Source organism: Gilliamella sp. X-60 (genome assembly GCF_057063585.1).
This window is the reverse complement of sequence record NZ_JBXSQJ010000026.1, coordinates 14,246-34,419: the sequence shown is the minus strand read 5'-3', so window position 1 is coordinate 34,419 and position 20,174 is coordinate 14,246. Positions and strand designations below refer to the sequence as shown.

Here is a 20,174-nt window from a genome sequence, read left to right as displayed (position 1 = left end):
TAAGCCAATATTTAGCACTAACCTGAAACAGCAGCTGCACCGGATACAATATCAATCAATTCATTCGTGATAGCACCTTGACGTGCTTTGTTGTACACAATTTGTAATTCATTAATTAGGTTTGCACCGTTATCTGTTGCCGCTTTCATAGCTACCATTCTTGCTGCTTGTTCACTCGCTAAATTATCAACCACTGCTTGGTAGACTTGTGATTCAATATAGCGACGTAAAATCACATCTAATAGTGATTTAGCATCAGGCTCATAAATATAATCCCATGATGAAGCTTTAAGTTCTTTATCTTCTGATGGTGGTAATGGTAATAATTGCTGGATTGTTGGCTTTTGTGACATAGTATTAATAAATTTGTTAGTAACGATATATAATTTATCAATTTTACCGTTGTCATATGCCTCAAGCATTGTTTTTACCGGACCAATTAAATCGGATAAATTGGGTTCATCCCCCAAGTTAGTCACTTGAGTTAAGATGTTTGCTTTTACCGATGAGAAAAACGAAACACCACGCGAACCTACTAAAGCAACATCAGCTTCAACACCTTTTTCCTGCCATGCTGACATGTCAGCAATGACAGTTTTAAAAAGATTGATATTTAAACCACCACATAAACCACGATCGGTTGAAATAATAAGGTAGCCAACTCGCTTTACATCTCTTTCTTCTAAATAAGGATGTTTGGCGCCTATCTGAGCTAACGCTAAATGTCCAATTACTTCGCGGATCATTTCGGCATAGGGTCGACTAGCGGCCATTCTATCTTGCGTTTTACGCATTTTAGAATTGGCAACCATTTCCATTGCTTTAGTGATCTTTTGCGTACTTTGGATACTGGCAATCTTTGTTCTAATCTCTTTTGCATTAGCCATTTGTTACCTCACCCTTACCAAGTTTGAGTCGATTTAAAGCTTTCAAGTAATGCTTTTAGCTTACTTTCAATCTCATCATTGTAATTACCCGTCTCGTCGATTAATTTGACAAAATCGGCATATTGACTGTGGGCATAAGCAAGTAGTGCTGTTTCAAATGATAATACTTTAGCCAGTTCTACATCTTCAAGATAACCACGCTCAGCAGCGTAAAGTACAATTGATTGTTCAGCAACAGTCATTGGTGAGTATTGCTTTTGTTTTAACAATTCAGTTACTTTTTCACCGTGGCTTAATTGGTTTCTTGTTGCTTCATCTAAGTCAGATGCAAACTGAGAGAACGCGGCTAACTCACGATATTGTGCCAGTGCGGTACGAATACCACCTGATAATTTTTTCATTATCTTGGTTTGCGCAGCACCACCTACACGTGAAACCGAAATACCTGGATTAACCGCAGGGCGGATACCTGAGTTAAATAGGCTGGTTTCTAGGAATATCTGACCATCAGTAATCGAAATTACGTTAGTTGGTACGAATGCTGAAACGTCACCTGCTTGAGTTTCAATAATTGGTAATGCTGTTAATGAACCGGTTTTGCCCTTAACTTCGCCTTTTGTGTACTCTTCAACATAAGCTTCGTTCACACGCGCTGCACGTTCAAGTAAACGAGAGTGAAGATAAAATACATCACCCGGGTAAGCCTCACGCCCTGGTGGACGACGAAGTAATAACGAAATTTGACGATAAGCAACCGCTTGTTTAGATAAATCATCATAAACAATTAACGCATCTTGACCACGGTCGCGGAAGTATTCGCCCATTGCACAACCCGCATAGGGTGCTAAGTATTGTAACGCAGCTGATTCAGACGCTGATGCCACAACGACAATCGTGTTTTTAAGTGCACCATGCTCTTCAAGTTTACGCACAACATTAGCAATAGTTGATTGTTTTTGACCAATGGCAACATAAATACATTTTACCCCTGAGTCACGTTGATTGATGATTGCATCGACGGCAAGTGCTGTTTTACCTGTTTGACGGTCGCCGATGATTAGCTCACGTTGACCTCGTCCAATTGGAATCATTGAGTCGACGGCTTTATAACCGGTTTGTAATGCTTGGTCAACGGATTTACGATCGATAACACCTGGAGCAACAACTTCGACAGGTGAAAAGCCATCATGTTGAAGTGAGCCTTTACCATCAATTGGCTCGCCTAGCGTGTTAATAACGCGACCTAATAAACCTTCACCAACGGGTACTTGTAAAATACGCCCCGTACATTGTACTTTCATACCTTCAGACAAGTCTTCGTATGGTCCCATGACCACCGCACCGACAGAGTCTCTTTCAAGGTTTAATGCCATTGCATATCGGTTGCCAGGTAATGCAATCATTTCACCTTGCATTACATCTGTTAATCCGTGGATTCGAAGAATACCATCACTTACCGATATGATAGTTCCTTCATTGTGAGCATCACTCACAATATTGAACTGAGCTATTCGCTCTTTAATTAGTTCACTTATTTCAGTTGAATTTAGCTGCATTATCAGTCCCCTTAAGACTGTAGAGCGTCATTTAAACGATTTAAACGCCCTCTGATACTACTATCAATAACCATATCGCCCGTACGAATAATAAAACCAGAAATGAGCGATTTATCTATATGACATTTTAGTTTTACTTTTCGTGATAAACGTTTCTCGACAGCGACAGAAATCTTATTAAGTTGTTCATTAGTTAGCTCACTGGCAGAAATAACATCTACATCTGCTTGGGCTTCTTTATCTAAACAATATTGCTCAAACAAGGTTAAGACTTCAGGAAGAAGTGATAATCGCTTGTTTTCAGCCATAATCTTAATAAAGTTAGTGCTAAACTCATCTAACACATCTTGACAGATGTTGATGAGTAAATTAGCCACCGAATCGGTTTTCATGTCAGATGTTAAGACACTTCTTATTTGAGTATCTTTACTCACTTCAGATGTCAACACTAGCATTTTATGCCATGATTCGATGCTGTTTTTTTCTATCGCAAAATCGAAAGCGGCTTTAGCATAAGGGCGAGCAATCGTAATTAAGTCAGCCATTGCTCTATTCTCCTTATAGTTCAGCTACGAGTTTATCAATGATGTCGCTATTTGCGGCTTCATTAACAGAACGTTGAATAATTTTTTCTGCACCAGCAATAGCAAGTGTAGCAACTTGTTGTTTGAGCTCTTCTTTAGCTCGTTTACGTTCGGCTTCTACTTCAGCAAGTCCTTGCGCAACAATTCGTTCTTTTTCACGAGAAGCTTCTTGTTTTGCTTCTTCAAGAATGGCTGCTTTACGTTTGTTGGCTTGCTCAATAATTGCATTAGCCTCAACCTTAGCCTGTTGCATTATGTCAGATGTATTTGCTTTGGCTAGTTCCAAATCTTTTTTTGCTGTTTCTGCTGAAGCAAGTCCTTCGGCTATCTCTTTTTGGCGTTTTTCAATTGCGCTAATAACAGGAGGCCAAACAAACTTCATACAGAACCAAACAAACAATACAAATGTAATTGCTTGGCCGAGGAGAGTTGCGTTCATATTCATGACACGATTCCTCTTAAATTTTTATTAGCCTGCGACAGCAAAAATAACATAAAGTGCAATACCCACACAGATCATTGGGATCGCATCAACTAGGCCCATAACGATAAAGAATTGAGTACGTAACATAGGCATTAATTCTGGTTGACGAGCAGCACCCTCTAAAAATTTGCCACCTAATAAACCAATACCAACTGCACCACCAATTGCAGCTAATCCCATCATGATGCCTGCGGCTACAAATAACATACTATCCATTATATACTCCAGTTTATTATCAAAAAAATATTAAAATTAATGATCTTCCGTTGCCGACGCCATAGCTAAATAGACGATCGTCAACACCATAAAAATAAATGCTTGTAACGTAATTATTAAGATATGAAAAATGGCCCATGGTAACGATAATACCCACTGCGACCACCAAGGTAATAATGCAGCAATTAGGATGAAGATAAGCTCACCTGCGTACATATTTCCGAAAAGTCGAAGTCCTAAAGAAACGGGTTTCGCTAATAGGCTAACTAATTCAAGTACTAAATTGATAGGTGCAAATGCCCAGTGATTAAATGGGTGCAAGGTATATTCTTTGATAAACCCTGAAATTCCTTTGTACTTGATTGAATAAATGATAATAAGCGCAAACACACCTAAAGACATTGACATGGTAATGCTGACATCGGCTGTTGGCACAACTCTTAAATGTGATAGACCTAAATATTGACCTGCATAAGGTAGAAAGTCAACAGGGATAAGATCCATTAAATTCATCAAGAAAACCCAAATAAATACCGTTAATGCTAATGGTGCGATAAGTTTATTTTGGCCGGTAAACATGTCTTTTACCGTATTATTGACAAATTCAAAGATCATTTCTACTGCACATTGCAGTTTACTTGGCACGCCACTGGTTGCTTTTTTTGCTACGCGATGGAATACCCATAAGAAGATTACACCAAGTAGAATTGAAAAGAACAATGAGTCAAGGTTAAAGGTCCAAAAACCTGAACCTACTTGCAAGTTCTCAAGATGGTGCTTGATGTAAGCTTGCGGTGAAGCTGGAGAGGAAACTGACATATAACCCTCTTAACCTATTTCTAAAAAATAAAAATATTGCTCATGTTTTCATTTGAAAGATATAAGCAATCGCTGTAATAATCTGAAGTTGCTATTTTAAACCTAATTGCCTATATTAAGTCAACCTTTGATTAACAAAATTAAGATTTTAGACACTTTTTACTAATTTTGCGTAAATTAACGTAACTTCACGCATTATTTTAAATCGAATTTAGCTCAATTAATGGCTGAATTAATGGGCATTAATGGTGCTGTTTCTAAGCTTTAACTGCGTTTGCGATAGTTTCGGCTAATTTTTGCACTTCGTGTTCATTGCTTCCTTCCACCATAACACGAATTAACGGTTCGGTTCCCGATTTACGAATCAGAACTCGACCATGATGATCTAGTTGTTTTTCTGCTTGTGCAATAGCTGATTTTACCTCAGTGCTATTGAGTGGATCATGTTCACCTGCAAATCGAACATTAATTAATACTTGCGGCAACATTGTCATGCCACTGCACAAATCAGCTAACGACATATCGTTGCGAACCATTGCTGCGAGTACTTGTAAGCCAGCAACAATACCATCACCTGTGGTAGTTTTATCTAATAATAACACGTGTCCCGAATTTTCAGCACCTAAGCGCCAGTTTTTTTCTACTAGTTTTTCAAGTACATAACGATCGCCAACTTTGGCACGAACAAAAGGAATACCAAGCTTTTTAAGCGCTATTTCAAGCCCCATATTGCTCATTAAAGTGCCGACAACGCCGCCTTTTAGTTGGCCTTGTCTTAATGCTTCGCGTGCAATGATATAGATAATTAAATCACCATCAATTTTGCGACCTTTATGATCAACCATGATGATGCGATCGCCATCGCCGTCTAATGCAAAACCTAAATCGGCTTTTTCATCAATAACACATTTGGCTAATACTTTTACATCAGTTGCACCACAGTTCTCGTTAATATTAACCCCATCAGGCTCACAGCCAATTTTAATCACTTGTGCACCAAGCTCTCGTAATACTTTCGGAGCGATATGGTAGGTTGCACCATTAGCACAATCGACAACAATTTTTAATCCTGCCAAACTTAAATCATGATCGAATGTACTTTTGCAAAATTCGATATAACGGCCTGCTGCATCGGTGATACGGCTTGCTCGTCCGAGTTGTTTAGATTCTACGCAATCGATCTCTTTTTCAAGTTCAGTTTCAATTTCTAATTCGATTGCATCATCAAGTTTTTTGCCTTCGCTTGAAAAGAATTTAATGCCATTATCATAAAAAGGGTTGTGTGAAGCCGAAATAACTACGCCAGCATCAGCTCGAAAAGTACGGGTTAAGTAAGCAATAGCTGGCGTTGGCATGGGGCCTGTAAAAGCAGCTGCAACGCCAGCAGAAGCAAATCCTGCTTCTAGTGCTGATTCAAGCATATAGCCTGAAATACGGGTATCTTTACCGATTAATACTTTTTTCACGCCATCTTTGGCTAGCACACGACCCGCTGCCCAGCCTAATTTGAGCGCAAAATCTGGTGTGATAGGATACACTCCAACTTTACCGCGAATCCCATCGGTACCAAAATATTTTCGATTAGACATTTTATTCCCTCATACTAAATGATTTTTGATAAACGTATATTTTAAGTTGTAAAAAACTTTCAGGAAAGTATACCGCTTAGTATTAAGTTACTCTCGATTATCATTGGCAAATTTTAATAATACTTGGCTTTCTTTGATAAAGCGCTCTGCGTAAGAGCCAAACCAAGTAGTTACTTCGTTAAAATTCTGGATAAATTTTGTTTTGTCGCTTTGTTCAATTAATTTAACCATTTGTCCAAAGCGTTCGTAATAGCGTTTGATTAATTCGATATTATCATCCGATGCCATAATGATATCGGCATATAGCTCGGGATCTTGAGCAAACAAACGCCCAACCATCATCAGTTCAAGGCGATAAATAGGCGAAGAAAGTGCGATTAATTGTTCTAAATCAACTTGTTCACGTTGTAAATTAACACCATACGAAAAAGAAGTAAAATGACGCAGAGCTTGGATGAACGACATGCATTTGTCATGTTCTTTGGCATCCATGGCGCACAAATTAGCTCCCCATATACGCATTTGCTCAATTAACCATTGATATTTTGCGGGATTGCGACCTTCACAATAAACGATGATTTGTTTAGCTAAATTGGGTACATCAGGGCCAAACATAGGGTGCAATCCGACTACAGGGCCTTGATGCTTATCAAGCATTGTTTGGAGTGGTTTGGCTTTTATGGATGTAAAATCTGTTAAAATACAATTTTGGGGTAATGGCGGTAATTGTTTGATGATTTCGCAAGTTTTGTTTATCGGTACGGTGACAATCACTGCCGCAGCATCGGTAACCACTTCGGCAGCTTGATGCATCGTTTTGGAACCTAATGTTTTAACTTGATAGCCAGATAAAGTAAATAATCGAGCAAACAACCGCCCCATTTGCCCATTACCACCAATAATTACTATCGAGCCTTGGCCACTATAGACTTTTTTAAAGCCTTTGTCATTTTCGCTAATATAAGATTCACGCATTAAACGACGTAAAATATCTTCAATCAAAACGGGGGATATGCCTGCTTTTTCAGCCTCTTGTCGTCTTTTTGCTAGCATGTCTGCTTCACGCTTAGGATCATAAATCGGAATACCGTGTTTGCTCTTTACTTCGCCGACTTCGGCAACTAATGCTAATCGCTTGGTAATTAAAGATAAAATGGATTTATCAACTTCATCGATTTTATCGCGCAAGGCAAGTAATTCGGTAGACATATTTGGTGATTCCTTTTATCACAAATGACAACTCTTTCTGTAATAGCTTAACAGTATAACGTATTTTTGGTAGGATGGGGCAACTGCAACATTAAATCTAACATAATAAAATAATCATGAAAGTTATCTCGTTTAATATTAATAGCCTTCGCGCGCGAATTCATCAGTTAGCAGCAATTATTGATACTCACCAACCAGATATAATTGGTTTACAAGAAACTAAAGTTCATAACGATCAGTTTCCCGTTGACGAGTTAGCACAGTTCGGTTATCACTTACATTATCACGGACAAAAAAGCCACTATGGGGTGGCGTTATTAACTAAGCAAAAGCCTCTGTCTGTACAGTGTGGTTTTCCTACTGATAGTGATGATGCGCAATGTCGTTTGATCATGGTTGAATTACCAACTAGTCAAGGCAATTTAACGGTAATTAATGGTTATTTTCCTCAAGGTGAAAGTTTACATCATGAAATTAAATATCCAGCTAAACGTAAGTTTTATCAGGATTTAATAGCCTATATTAACCAGCGGCAATTAAGTAATCAGTTATCTTTAATTATGGGCGATATGAATATTTGCCCAACTGATTTAGATATTGGCATTTCACAAGATAGCCGTAAACGTTGGCTACGCACGGGTAAATGTTCATTTTTACCCGAAGAACGTGAATGGATGAATAGTTTAATGTCGCTTGGTTTTATTGATACTTACCGCAATGCTCATCCAACTGAGCTTGAATATTCTTGGTTTGATTATCGTTCAAAAGGTTTTGATAGCCATACTGGGTTACGAATCGATTTAATATTAGCAAGCCAAAAAATGATGGCGTATTGCAAGCAAACTGGGATTGATTATGATATTCGTGCAATGAAAAAGCCATCTGATCATGCGCCAATTTGGGCTCAATTTGATTTAGTTTAAACTTGTCTAGTTATAATATAGTTGTAAAAGGATAATCGCATGCAAAACAGTTCGATTCTATCGGTTAAAGATCTTAATCAAATGGTTAAGGATCTGCTTTGTAATGCTATTGGTCAGATTTGGTTAATGGGGGAAGTCTCAAACTTTTCACGCCCATCATCAGGACATTGGTATTTTTCGTTAAAGGACGATAGTGCACAAGTTCGTTGTGCCATGTTTCGTAATAGTAATTTTCGTGCCAGTTTTACACCACAAAATGGACAGCAGGTTTTAGTGAGAGCAACTGTTACATTGTACGAGGCGCGCGGGGAATATCAACTGGTTATTGATAAAATTCAACCTGCAGGTGCGGGATTATTGCAGCAAAAATTTGAGCAATTAAAACAAAAACTGTCTGACGAAGGCTTATTTGATCCTATTTATAAACAGCCATTACCTGAAAATATTCGTACCGTTGGGATTATCACTTCGTCAACGGGTGCTGCGCTGCATGATATTTGCCAAATATTAAAACGGCGAGATCCGAGCTTGCATTTGATTATCTACCCAACACAAGTACAAGGCAGTGAAGCGGCAGGGCAAATTGCTAAAATGATTCAAATTGCCAACATTCGTCAAGAATGTGATGTATTAATCGTTGGGCGAGGCGGTGGCTCGCTTGAAGATTTATGGTCATTTAATGAAGAAGTGGTGGCAAGGGCTATTTTTACAAGTCAATTACCTATTGTCAGTGCGGTTGGGCATGAAATTGATTTTACCATTGCCGATTTTGTGGCTGATGTTAGAGCGGCCACGCCATCTGCTGCAGCCGAATTAGTGAGTCATGATAATTTGGATCAAATAAAACGTATTCAAGCAAAAGAACAACATTTATCCATGGCAATGGATTATTATTTAATACAGTGTCGAGAAAAACTCAATAAATGGCATCATCAATTGCAGACTCAACATCCGCAAACAAAATTAGAAAAACAATTGAATCAACTTTTAACCTATCGTCATTCATTATATGAAAATATTCAGCAATATTTTCTCAAGCAGTCAAATCGCCATAACTTTTTAGATAGACGATTATTACGAGTATCGCCACAAAATAACATCACCTATTTAGGGCAATTGGTTCGACAAAAACAGCAGCAACTCATTAATTTAGTTGATCAGAAGTTAACAAAGTCACAGCATCAATTTGTGTTACAAACTTCACAACTCAATAGCGTTAGTCCGCTGGCTACACTCGAGCGAGGTTACTCTGTTACCACAAACCAAAACAACACAGTGGTTCGTCGCTTTGAGCAAGTTAAGGTCGGGGAATTTATCATAACAAAATTAAAGAAAGGGAAACTGGTTAGTCAAATTATCGAAATTAACGAATAAACTCATTATCTTTAAAGAATATTCATAAACTGTTTTTACCGGTTTTTAACATCATTTTTGCAATTCAAGTGATCACTAGTATATAATCTAAACAATAGGAAATTATTATATTATTCAGAGGGGTTATGAGTTACCCGATAGGTATTGATTTAGGTACGACAAATAGTTTAATTTGTGTTTGGCAAGATGGTAAACCACTCCTCATTCCTAATTCAATTGGTGAAGTTGTTACACCATCTGCAGTTAGTGTTGATGAAGACGATTCTATTTTAGTCGGACATGCGGCATTGTCCCGTTTAACCACGCATCCTAATCGTAGCGCAGCCGCTTTTAAACGCTTTTTAGGTTCAAATAAAGTTTTCGAATTAGGTGACAAAAAATTTACGCCAACTGAACTTTCAGCCATGGTTTTAAAATCATTGAAAGCAGATGCAGAGGCTTTTTTAAACCAAGAAATTCGTGATGTTGTCATTTCTGTTCCTGCTTATTTTAATGATGAACAGCGTAAGCAAACTCGTTTTGCTGCTGAGTTAGCGGGATTAAATGCTGTGCGTTTAATTAATGAACCAACAGCAGCTGCTATGGCATACGGATTACATGAAGACCAATCAGGTAATACTTTAGTATTTGACTTAGGTGGTGGCACGTTTGATGTGACTGTGCTTGAATATTCGATGCCAATTATTGAAGTGCACGCTTCGGCAGGTGATAACTATTTAGGTGGTGAAGATTTTACCCAAGAGCTTGTTAAAGCTTGCTTAAGTGAATGGAATCTTAAACAACAAGATATTCCAGCAGATGATTATGCTCGATTGTTAGATTTGGCAGAGCAATTAAAATGCAAATTAAATGGTGAACAGATGCACAATTTGACGTGGTTTTGGCAAGATAAGCAGTGGCAATTTGCACTCAATGAAAGCCGAGCTAAAATGATCTGGTTACCGTTACTTAACCGTTTGCGAGCACCGGTCGAACAAGCATTAAATGATGCACGTTTAAAGCCTAATCAGCTTGAGCATATTGTATTAGTTGGCGGTTCATCACGACTTGGTGTAGTGCGCGAATTGGTTACTAAATTATTTGGAAAATTACCTTATCGTCATATAAACCCAACTACAATTGTCGCTCAAGGTGCCGCTGTTCAAGCTGCTTGCCGATTGCGTAATAAAGATATAGAAGAAGTCATTCTCACCGACGTGTGTCCTTATACTCTTGGGATTGAAAGTTGTTCAAATAATGTCAGTGGATTATTTTCCCCCATTCTTGAACGTAATACTATTGTACCAACTTCGAAAGTAAAAACATTTTATACAACTCATCCTCAACAAAAGATGATTTGTATTTCGGTTTACCAAGGTGAAAATCCACGCGTTGAAAACAATGTTTTAATTGATGAGTTTGAAGTGCCTGTAACGCCAATGGAAAAAACACAAGGGATTGATGTTCGCTTTAGTTATGATCTAAATGGTTTATTAGAAGTTGATGTGGTTTTGCTTGAAACAGGTAAGCAACATGGCAAAGTGATTGATCATAGTCCAATTGGATTAACTGACAAACAAAAACAAGAAAGTCATGAACGCTTAAAATCACTTAAGATTCATCCACGTGACGAAATGCCAAATCGTACCTTATTGGCTAGATTAGAACGAGCATGGGCCCAATCATTGGGTGATGAACGACTATTAATTGGATCATATATTGAAGCTTTTATGGAAGTATTAAATAGACAAAATTCTGAAGAAATTAACGAAATTCGTTGTGAAATTGAATCCGATCTACAAGATCTTAATCGATAACCAATAAAATTTTAAAAATATAAAAATTCCTCTTTTTTAGAGATAAAAAAGAGGAATTTATTTTGTTTACTTTTCCTTTTTTTTGGTTGTTTTTTCTACTGGCGATCCAAAACGGTTAGTGAGTTCGATGCTAGAAACCCAAAATGGTGCCAAAAATAATGAAAAAACCAGTATTTTATCCACATAAGCGCGGAAAGTTTTTTTTCCGTTATCGATATCATTAAAACGTCGTTTTAAAGCAAAAACTGTGTTGGTTACAACAACAAAATAACAAATTATCGAGAAAGTAGGATTATTCAATTCAAAATTGTTGTTAAGTACGGTCATTAATTTTAACACAATGAAGCTACAACATAATTGTATAATAAAACCTTTTATATTGGTTCGGCCTTTCCAACGCCAAAACTGCCACCATTTATTTTTAGGTAATGGCAGTGAGTCCAGTTTTTGTTGATTTTCGGTATTTTTTGCTATAAGTAATGCTGCACAAAGCCGTAAGACTAAATCACTGTCACTGCTGTCTTTAAACTTGTCTAACATTTCAAGTTCATCGTTATTACATATACCATAATAATTAGACAAACAACGTTCAGCAAGTTTTGCTATTTTTTTTAATTGTTCAGGACAACTGTTTTTTTTGCTATCAAAAGATGGTGTAATCCAATTATCTTGCAGATCTTTGGCTATTTCTATTAACTCTTTATTATCACCAGTAATATTTTGTAACATATTATCTAATTTGGTTTTTTGCTCAGGTTTATTTAATACAATTATGTATAACAGCATTAAATAAATCGGATTTCTATTAGCCAGTTTTTGTGCCCATGCGTACTCTAGTTTTTGCCCAATATCATCAAAATCAATAAGGTGAGGCGCATCAATAAACCATTCAATCGAATTTTGATAATTGTTTAAAACACAATTAATTAGTCTGCCATCATTATTAATCAGATTATATAACTCTGTTTCATTTTTCCAATTTCCATACTTAAATATCTCTATTAACGGTTTAAATGGGTCATCCTCCTCGAGAACAAAGGTATTATTTTCTTGTTGAAGATAATTCGCAGTTTTTATTGGTTCACAAGCAATTGCGACTACTAATAAGTAACGACGATACCATTGCCAATAAGCTTCTTTCTTATTAGCAATAACTGAAGGATCTGGAGATTTTGGTAGTTGATAATAATTATTAAATTTTAAAAACGTAATCCAATCAAACATCTCCATATTTGAATAATGAAAGCTTTGATATAAGTGTGATTGAGCAATATCAGGGATATCTTCGAATCTATCTAACCATAAACGACCATATAAAACTTGCTTGCCATCTTCGTCGGGATCGAATTGGGTTGGAAGTTGAGCATTTTCATTATTATCAAATAACCATGCTTTAAATTCTTGTACTGGCGAAAGTTCTGTAAGCCATGCAAGATGTTGTTGTGCTTGGCGTTGCAAATGTTGCAAAATAAATTGTTCAAATGGATCATCACTTTGCTCATCTAAAATTTCTTGTAATAATCTTTCGTTACCATGGCGCAACATAATGGCATGTCGATATAAACGATATAATCGATTATTACCATCATCACGTAACAATATTGATAAGACTTGTTTATAATTCCAGTTTGTACTCAAAGCCCAATTAACAAAGTCGACGATTTCTTTTGAATATTCATTGATATCTTCTAACCCAGCTAATCGTGCCGTTGTGGTTGCAGTAATTTGCGGAATAGTATGCAAATAATTTTTTGTTTTATCGACCGCGACACAATAACTATTATTCAGTGCCATAACTAATAATGGGAAGTAATTTTTTTCAAAATAAACACACCAACCTGCTATCCAGCTTTCTGCTTTTTGTTGATAATGACCTGAATAATACAATTCTAACCAAGCCTGTAAGGCATTTTGTTTATCTTCAAGCAAAGTATATTGGATGGCAGCAATATATTTCCACTCGATAATAATATTTTCGTCTTGATCGCCTTCGGCAATGCATTTTAAAGCGTAATCCAAAATAGATTGATTTTTTAGGCTCGCAGCACTGTGCCAATGAGCAAATTCGAGCATAAATTTTTTATCATCAGGAAGGTAAATAACTGTATCTTGACATAAAAATGCATAAACATCTTCAGATCTACGTTCCCAAAATAACCATTTGGTATAATATATATAATCGATAGTTGTATTTTGTAGTATTTTATTTGTTGTCGGTAAGCATGTGTAATCAAAGACATCGCCACGATCAATGTGATTTAAATAATTATCATATTTTTCAAATTCATCAGTGAATTGTGTCATCAATTGCTGACGCCAGCGCAAATTATCGGCTAAAATTTTGACACATGATTCGGATATATTTGTTGTTTCGTAACTTAACTCTAATAGCCGCCATTTTACCGAATCAATAACTGTCATGGGATAGTCATAGAATGAGCCGATAAATTTTTGCCATTCATCAATGTTATAGCAACGCTGTGGATCTTCTAATAGGGCTTGATAAGCATCGCAAATTTCATTCGCTTTAATTTGTTCTTCTGTTAATGATGGCGCTTCTTTTTCTTCTGATTTCTGTGCAGTTTCGTCAACGGCTGTTTCGGGCAAATTTGCATAATTCATTGCCGATTCGTAAGCTTCGCGCAATGCTTTAAACCCGTCAGGATCCGTTTCAGGATGATATGAGGGTAATTTTGCACGATAGGCTTGACGAATAACAGTTGTATCTTTTGTTTGATCTATGCCCAGCAATTGCCAAAAATTTGTATTCATGACCAATCATACTCCGTTAGTGATTCAGGCTTTTCTAGTTCGTCAATCTCAATATACCAAGGCAGGCGATTGCAAGGAGAATCCTTGTCGGTAATTAATATTTTCATGGTATTTGTTTGTGATGCTCGGGTTAATTCACAGCGTAATACTTCAAGATCTTCTTTATTGTTGAGTGATTCCCAAAATTGAAAACCAACCGACCAACCCGCAAAGTAGTTATGCCAAGATTCATAAAAATATTGAGAACGAACAGCAATTCTTGAAAAAATCCATAGCGCTTCTTCTTCGGTAATATATTTATTGGTCGTGCCATTGCGTAGCACATATCCCATACGTGCATAATCCCAACTACGAATGCCGCCATAGCCACATACGCAAAAAGTTTGTTCAACAAACTCTAGTAATATTTTTTGATAATCATCTTGTGCTTGGCAATAATCATGCCAGTCTGATTCAGAAAATCGAGAATAGATTGAATAATATTGAGATAATAAAGGTGCATGCCCATCATCAACCATATCAAAGACACAGTTTAGTAATGTCTGGCGAGAATCAATTCTCCAACTTTCACTCATATCCATAAAATCCCGATCGGGATAAAAGAATGGTGAAGTATAACTTGCACCATTATTCTTGCTTAAGGCAACCATTGGCGCAGACAAGCCATATAACCAATCAATAACATCTTGATTCATATTTTTATTCCAATCATCTGATTTATTTTTTATCAAAAGATAGCAGATTTTACACCAAAATAAAAATTGAAATTCAAGGCGGGAATTTATGGTGTGGCTAAGTTATAATGAAATATAAATACCATTATAAGCCTGCATAAATCATAAAATCATTTTGCAAATCAATATCTACAAGGCATAATAATGGTAAATTTATTGGAATTTGATTATTACTAAGTAATAAGTCATAAGGAGTGATAATGAAAAAAATTACCTTAATGATAATGTTAATATTTTGTACATTAACATTACAAGGTTGCGTTGCTGCAGTTATTGGCGTTGGTGCAGGTGCAACAGCAAAAGTTGCTACAGATCCTCGTACCACTGGCACCCAAGTTGATGATACAACGCTCAGTTCACGCATGGGTATAAAAATTAAAGACCATGGACCTTTGTTTATTGGCTCGCGTATCGTTTCGAGTGCTTATGGTGGTAATATCCTTTTAGTTGGACAAGCCAATAGTGAACAAGTTGAACAAGCAGAAAAGCTTGCTTATCAAGTTGAAGGGGTAAAAAAAGTCTATAACCAAATTCGTATTGGGGAACCCGTTGGGGCAGTGACAATTACTAATGATACTTGGATAACTACTCAAGTTAAATCTCGGTTAGTTTTAGATGCCAAAACTAAAGCTCGCAAAATTAAAGTGGTAACCGAAAACAGTGAAGTATTTTTAATTGGAATTGTTACACCAGAAGAAGGCAAAGCAGCAGCTGAAATTGCAAGTAAAGTCAGTGGTGTAAAAAAAGTCATCACACTTTACACTTATACTGAAAATTAACGGAAACTATATAAAAGACAGGGGGCGCATTAGTCCCCTTTTTTATGCAACCGATTTTATGCGCTCAATTAATTTAGCAAGCCCTTGCAAACGTGATTGGCTTAGCTCATCGGAAATTTTTAACTGACTTAATAGGGATTGAAAATCGATAGCTGCAATTTCTTGTGCTGTTTTGTGATTAGCAATGATGATTAAAATGGCTAATAACCCTTTCACAATTCGCCCTTCGCTATCGCCACTAAAAATATAAGTATTATCGGCCTGCTTGTGATAACTAAGCCAAACTCGATTTTCGCAGCCATTGACTTGGTTCTGCTCTGTTTTTTGCTAGCCAGGAAAATCAGGCAATTGCTTGGCTAATATCACTAACTGTCGATAGCGATCTTGCCAAGTACGTTGCTTTGCAAATAACTCGGTTAAATTTTTCTGTGATAGCATAATATTGACCTATTTATGGTTGACTATTTTGTAAAAAATTTTCAGGAATCTATCATTTGATATATAAAACTATTTTTTGATAGGTTTAATTTAACAGGATAAAGTTAGATGGTAAACTAAGTTGTTCAAAAATGGAGCAACGTACAGTATTGATAACAACAATATGAAAAAATTGTATTACCTAAATAAACAATTTATGATGTGGTATGCTGAAAATAAAAGCATATTTAGGTTATATGCCATAAAGTGCTAGCTTAGTTGTACCTTTGTTGACGCAAAAATAAGGATTAAATAGTATTATGATACGTCAAAATAACAGACCCTATTTTAGATATAACATTGAACAATTACAAAATCTTGCCGAAGAAAATAATAATAATCTTGAAATCTTAAATCTGATTGTGATGGAATTGGAGTGCCGTTCAACCAAGAAAGCTATGATTTTATTAGAAAAAACAAGTGATTATCTGTCAAAAAATAAAAAAATTGTACCGTTAAAAGAAAAAGTGAACAATCAGAATTCTGATAGTCAACATTTTAGTGAGAAGATAATAAACAACAAACAAGCAATAGAAAAAGATTCACAATTTCAGCGTTGTGTACAGGTAGAAAAAGTAAACGACAATAAGATTATTTCAAAAGACGTGGATGTAAATCATCATCAACATGCGACTCAAACGGTCGAGCAATCTAGCCACATAGCGGAGTGTATGCATAAAGTTCAGACTTACTCTCAATTACCAGAAATAAAAAGAATAAACGAACAAGTGAATAGTCTTAGAATAGATAGAAACAACGATCCATTATCGATTCTCTCAAGTTGGAGTGCGTTAGAAGCTTTGGCGCCTCAAACTTACAAAAAACCAGAAGATTTAGCTAATGGTGATCGTAATAATATTATCAATACAACTCATACGGGTTTGCCGTGGTTACAGCAGCAAAAAAGCAGACCTAATTATAAGATCTATTATCAGGTGTGCTTAGGTTCAATTTCTATGTCAGAAGCAATCAAAGATCTTATTAAAGTATTTGGTCGAGATGAAGAACTAAACCAAAGAACTACAGAACACGCTGTTATCGGTTCATTACTGGTCGATAATAATGGTGTTTTATTAGAAGAAAACGGTATTGCAATTTCTAGTTTTGCTTGGGCTTTACCTTTAACGTTAAATAAACAATTAAATGGACTTAATCAATGGATAAACATTGAACGCACCATTCTGGCGCATCTTCAAAAATTATTACGTAAAACCAATGAGCAAGGTCAACTGATACCATTAAATAAAACAATGATCATTAATGCTTTTTATTGGTTGGTTAATCAGTTTGAACTACCCGATCATCTTGTTCAGCCACCTGAGTATATTATTCGTACGTACCACCATTTCAAAGCGAAAACGCCGCCAGAACTACCACTATTAAATTCATTCTATTTTAATGATCTGCTTAAAATCGCTCAACAAGTAGAAAACAAAACAGTTAATAAAGGAATTAAAGCCTATTTGGGTATAACAGAAATAAAAAATGTGAATGATTTGTTGACTAATCACGTTCTTTTAGAAAAAGTTTTGGCTCCAAAGAATATAAGTTTATCCCGTTGGCCTTCGCCAGGTGGACATCCGTTGGTCACTTTACAACAAGCGGCTGTTAATTTAACAAGAATGGAATTGAGGGATAATGGTGGCATTATTGCTGTAAATGGCCCTCCTGGAACGGGTAAAACGACATTGCTAAGGGACATTGTGGCTTCGGCTGTTGTTGATCGTGCTCTGGCAATGTGTGCTTTTGATGAACCCGAGAAAGCTTTTATACCTGTCGGAGGTAAAATTCCCGCAGGAAAAGGATTTTATCAGCTTTATCAACTAGATACTTGCTTAAAAGGGCATGAAATAGTTGTGGCTTCAAGTAATAATAAAGCAGTCGAAAACATCAGTAAAGAGTTACCAGCAAGTAAAGCTATTGGTTATTCGGTTGATGAATTTAACTATTTTAGTGCAATAAGTAATCATGTTTATAATTTATCGATTGATGATAATAAGCAAACCGACAATTCAAATTTACCATTGAATGAAACTTGGGGCATGATGGCTGCTGTGCTTGGCAATAGCAAAAATCGGACAATTTTTCAAAAAACATTTTGGTGGAATGAAGAGTATGGTTTTCGCATTTATTTAAAAGCTGCTAAAGGTGATGATGTTACAAAAGAGATTACAGATGAGCAAGGCAACGTTATTGCCCGTAAAATACCAGAAATTGTTTCAATAGAGCGACCAGCGACAACACTTCAACAAGCCGTAAGCTTATGGCAAGCAAAAAAAAATGAATTCTTGAAACTTAAATCAGAAATTGAAGCTGCATTAAAGACATTAGAACAACTACGACAAGCTTGTTTAAATAAGCAAAAAATTAGTCAGAAAGTTACTGAACAATATACTGTTCAACAAAATTATCAACAAAAGAAACAAGAACTAGATTTACAATTAGCGCAGCAACAAGCAGAATATCAGTCTTATGAAGCATTGTATGAGAAATCCCAACATATTGAGAACCTAAGTAAGAAAAAAAAGCCGGGATTGTTTGCTCGTTTATTTCGTACTCAGGCTTGGATGCAATGGTTACATAAACATAAAGAATTACAACAATCATCATACTCTAGAAAAAAACTTTTTCTAAATGCGCAAGCTGTTGTAGAACAACTTTTATCTGAAAAACAAAAATTAGAACAAAAACAATCGAATATACAACAATCCCAAATTAAACAACAAAATGAGCTAGCGCGATTGAACCAATATATTGATTCTTATCGCACTAAACTCGGTAATCGTCTTATTGAGGATAAAACTTTTTTTGCTGATCATCAGCTTTATAATCTAAATTCCCCTTGGTTACCAAATGAATTACATAAAAAACGAGAGCGACTGTTCATGCTAGCTATGGATCTTCACAAAGCCTTTATAAATGCTAGTGCTCAAAAAATCCTACATAATTTAAGTATTTTTATGATGCCTGGTGCGCTAAAAGAACAAGACAAAAAACAATTTTTATCTGATTTATGGTCAACGCTGTTTCTTGCCGTGCCTGTTATATCAACAACATTTGCTTCTTTTGAACGTATGATGGGAGATCTAAATCAAGATTCAATTGGCTGGTTATTAATTGATGAAGCAGGACAAGCATTACCCCAAGCTGCTGTGGGTGCTATAGCTCGTGCCAAAAGAACCATTGTTGTTGGTGATCCATTACAAATTCCGCCCGTTACTTCTATTCCATTACGTTTAAACGAAGAGATATGTCGATTTTTTAACGTAAATAAAACACTTTGGAGCGCACCTGATGCTTCTGTTCAAACACTAGCTGATAGAGCTTCTAGTTACCAATCTTCTTTTAGGAATGATACAGGAGGACGTAATGTCGGGATCCCATTATTAGTGCATCGACGCTGTTGTGAGCCAATGTTTAGCATTTCTAATCATATTGCTTATGATGGGCAAATGGTTTATGCAGCAGGGCACCATCAACCAGGCGTGATTGGTAATATATTGGGTTCTTCTTGTTGGTTTGATTTAAATGGTCAAGCGGATACAAAATGGTGTCCTGATGAGGGAAAAATAGTGATTGAGCTTTTAAATAAAATTGCCCATCAAGGCATTACCGAGCCCGATTTATTTATTATTACGCCATTCAAGATAGTGGCTAACGAATTAAGAAACTGTTTAAGAAAAGAAAAAGACCTTTTTGAAAAACTTAATATTAATTTAAATCAATGGATCATTGACCGAATCGGAACTATTCATACAGTTCAAGGGCGGGAAGCAGATAGCGTGATATTAGTGCTTGGAGCTCCAGAAAATAAACATAATGGAGCGCGTCTATGGGCGGCTGGTACACCTAATATTATTAACGTTGCGGCATCAAGAGCTAAACAGAACTTTTATGTTATTGGCTCTTATGCTTCTTGGTCAGGAGTAGGACATTGTCGAATAATGGCGCAGTATTTACCAGTGAAATAATTAT

15 protein-coding genes and 1 pseudogene are annotated in these 20,174 nt (G+C 36.4%); 5 read left to right on the top strand and 11 right to left on the bottom strand.

The features are described 5' to 3' along the window. Nucleotides 1–17 precede the first annotated feature (17 nt). From atpG to tyrA, 8 genes are all read right to left on the bottom strand, one after another. Nucleotides 18–887, bottom strand: coding sequence for a F0F1 ATP synthase subunit gamma (atpG, locus tag ACYIAM_RS11590; RefSeq protein ID WP_065587117.1), 870 nt, complete (start codon nt 885–887; stop codon nt 18–20). Between the two features lie 14 nt (nt 888–901). Next, nucleotides 902–2,443, bottom strand: coding sequence for a F0F1 ATP synthase subunit alpha (gene atpA, locus ACYIAM_RS11585; protein WP_091350464.1), 1,542 nt, complete (start codon nt 2,441–2,443; stop codon nt 902–904). An 11-nt stretch (nt 2,444–2,454) separates the two neighbouring features. After that, complete coding sequence (gene atpH / locus ACYIAM_RS11580) at nt 2,455–2,988, bottom strand: F0F1 ATP synthase subunit delta (RefSeq protein WP_174796799.1); 534 nt, start codon at nt 2,986–2,988, stop codon at nt 2,455–2,457. A gap of 13 nt (nt 2,989–3,001) precedes the next feature. Further along, nucleotides 3,002–3,472: a F0F1 ATP synthase subunit B gene (atpF, locus tag ACYIAM_RS11575; protein WP_065587114.1), complete on the bottom strand. Its 471-nt coding sequence runs from the start codon at nt 3,470–3,472 to the stop codon at nt 3,002–3,004. Nucleotides 3,473–3,496: 24 nt separating this feature from the next. After that, on the bottom strand, nt 3,497–3,727 hold the full coding sequence (gene atpE / locus ACYIAM_RS11570) for a F0F1 ATP synthase subunit C (RefSeq protein ID WP_034901511.1): 231 nt from the start codon (nt 3,725–3,727) through the stop codon (nt 3,497–3,499). A 36-nt stretch (nt 3,728–3,763) separates the two neighbouring features. After that, nucleotides 3,764–4,546 carry a F0F1 ATP synthase subunit A gene (atpB, locus tag ACYIAM_RS11565; protein ID WP_174796798.1) on the bottom strand — a complete coding sequence of 261 codons (783 nt, stop codon included), beginning with the start codon at nt 4,544–4,546 and terminating at the stop codon, nt 3,764–3,766. Between the two features lie 257 nt (nt 4,547–4,803). Then, the gene (gene glmM / locus ACYIAM_RS11560; RefSeq protein WP_483748365.1) at nt 4,804–6,135 is read right to left on the bottom strand and encodes a phosphoglucosamine mutase; all 1,332 of its coding nucleotides are present in this window, start codon (nt 6,133–6,135) and stop codon (nt 4,804–4,806) included. Between the two features lie 87 nt (nt 6,136–6,222). After that, on the bottom strand, nt 6,223–7,344 hold the full coding sequence (gene tyrA / locus ACYIAM_RS11555) for a bifunctional chorismate mutase/prephenate dehydrogenase (RefSeq protein WP_483748364.1): 1,122 nt from the start codon (nt 7,342–7,344) through the stop codon (nt 6,223–6,225). A gap of 116 nt (nt 7,345–7,460) precedes the next feature. On the opposite strand from tyrA, the gene xthA reads away from it, so the two are divergent. The 3 genes from xthA (at nt 7,461) to ACYIAM_RS11540 (ending at nt 11,437) form a co-directional block, all read left to right on the top strand. Further along, on the top strand, nt 7,461–8,267 hold the full coding sequence (gene xthA / locus ACYIAM_RS11550) for an exodeoxyribonuclease III (RefSeq protein WP_174796795.1): 807 nt from the start codon (nt 7,461–7,463) through the stop codon (nt 8,265–8,267). A gap of 39 nt (nt 8,268–8,306) precedes the next feature. Further along, the gene (gene xseA / locus ACYIAM_RS11545) at nt 8,307–9,641 is read left to right on the top strand and encodes an exodeoxyribonuclease VII large subunit (RefSeq protein WP_483748363.1); all 1,335 of its coding nucleotides are present in this window, start codon (nt 8,307–8,309) and stop codon (nt 9,639–9,641) included. A gap of 125 nt (nt 9,642–9,766) precedes the next feature. Further along, nucleotides 9,767–11,437, top strand: a complete 1,671-nt coding sequence (locus ACYIAM_RS11540) for an Hsp70 family protein (RefSeq protein ID WP_483748362.1) — start codon at nt 9,767–9,769, stop codon at nt 11,435–11,437. A gap of 66 nt (nt 11,438–11,503) precedes the next feature. On the opposite strand, the gene ACYIAM_RS11535 is transcribed toward ACYIAM_RS11540, so the two are convergent. Together ACYIAM_RS11535 and ACYIAM_RS11530 are read right to left on the bottom strand one after the other, a co-directional pair. Further along, nucleotides 11,504–14,209 carry a hypothetical protein gene (locus tag ACYIAM_RS11535; protein WP_483748361.1) on the bottom strand — a complete coding sequence of 902 codons (2,706 nt, stop codon included), beginning with the start codon at nt 14,207–14,209 and terminating at the stop codon, nt 11,504–11,506. Continuing rightward, complete coding sequence (locus tag ACYIAM_RS11530) at nt 14,206–14,904, bottom strand: DUF1266 domain-containing protein (protein WP_174796791.1); 699 nt, start codon at nt 14,902–14,904, stop codon at nt 14,206–14,208. Before ACYIAM_RS11530 ends, ACYIAM_RS11535 begins: the two co-directional genes overlap by 4 nt. 239 nt (nt 14,905–15,143) lie before the next feature. On the opposite strand from ACYIAM_RS11530, the gene dolP reads away from it, so the two are divergent. Then, nucleotides 15,144–15,722: a division/outer membrane stress-associated lipid-binding lipoprotein gene (gene dolP / locus ACYIAM_RS11525; protein WP_174796790.1), complete on the top strand. Its 579-nt coding sequence runs from the start codon at nt 15,144–15,146 to the stop codon at nt 15,720–15,722. A 42-nt stretch (nt 15,723–15,764) separates the two neighbouring features. Here dolP and ACYIAM_RS11520 read toward each other — a convergent pair. Beyond that, nucleotides 15,765–16,037, bottom strand: a pseudogene (locus ACYIAM_RS11520) (SufE family protein); the annotation flags it as partial. 422 nt (nt 16,038–16,459) lie between these two features. Between ACYIAM_RS11520 and ACYIAM_RS11515 the strand changes: the two are divergent. Beyond that, on the top strand, nt 16,460–20,170 hold the full coding sequence (locus tag ACYIAM_RS11515; RefSeq protein ID WP_483748360.1) for a DEAD/DEAH box helicase: 3,711 nt from the start codon (nt 16,460–16,462) through the stop codon (nt 20,168–20,170). Nucleotides 20,171–20,174 lie beyond the last annotated feature (4 nt).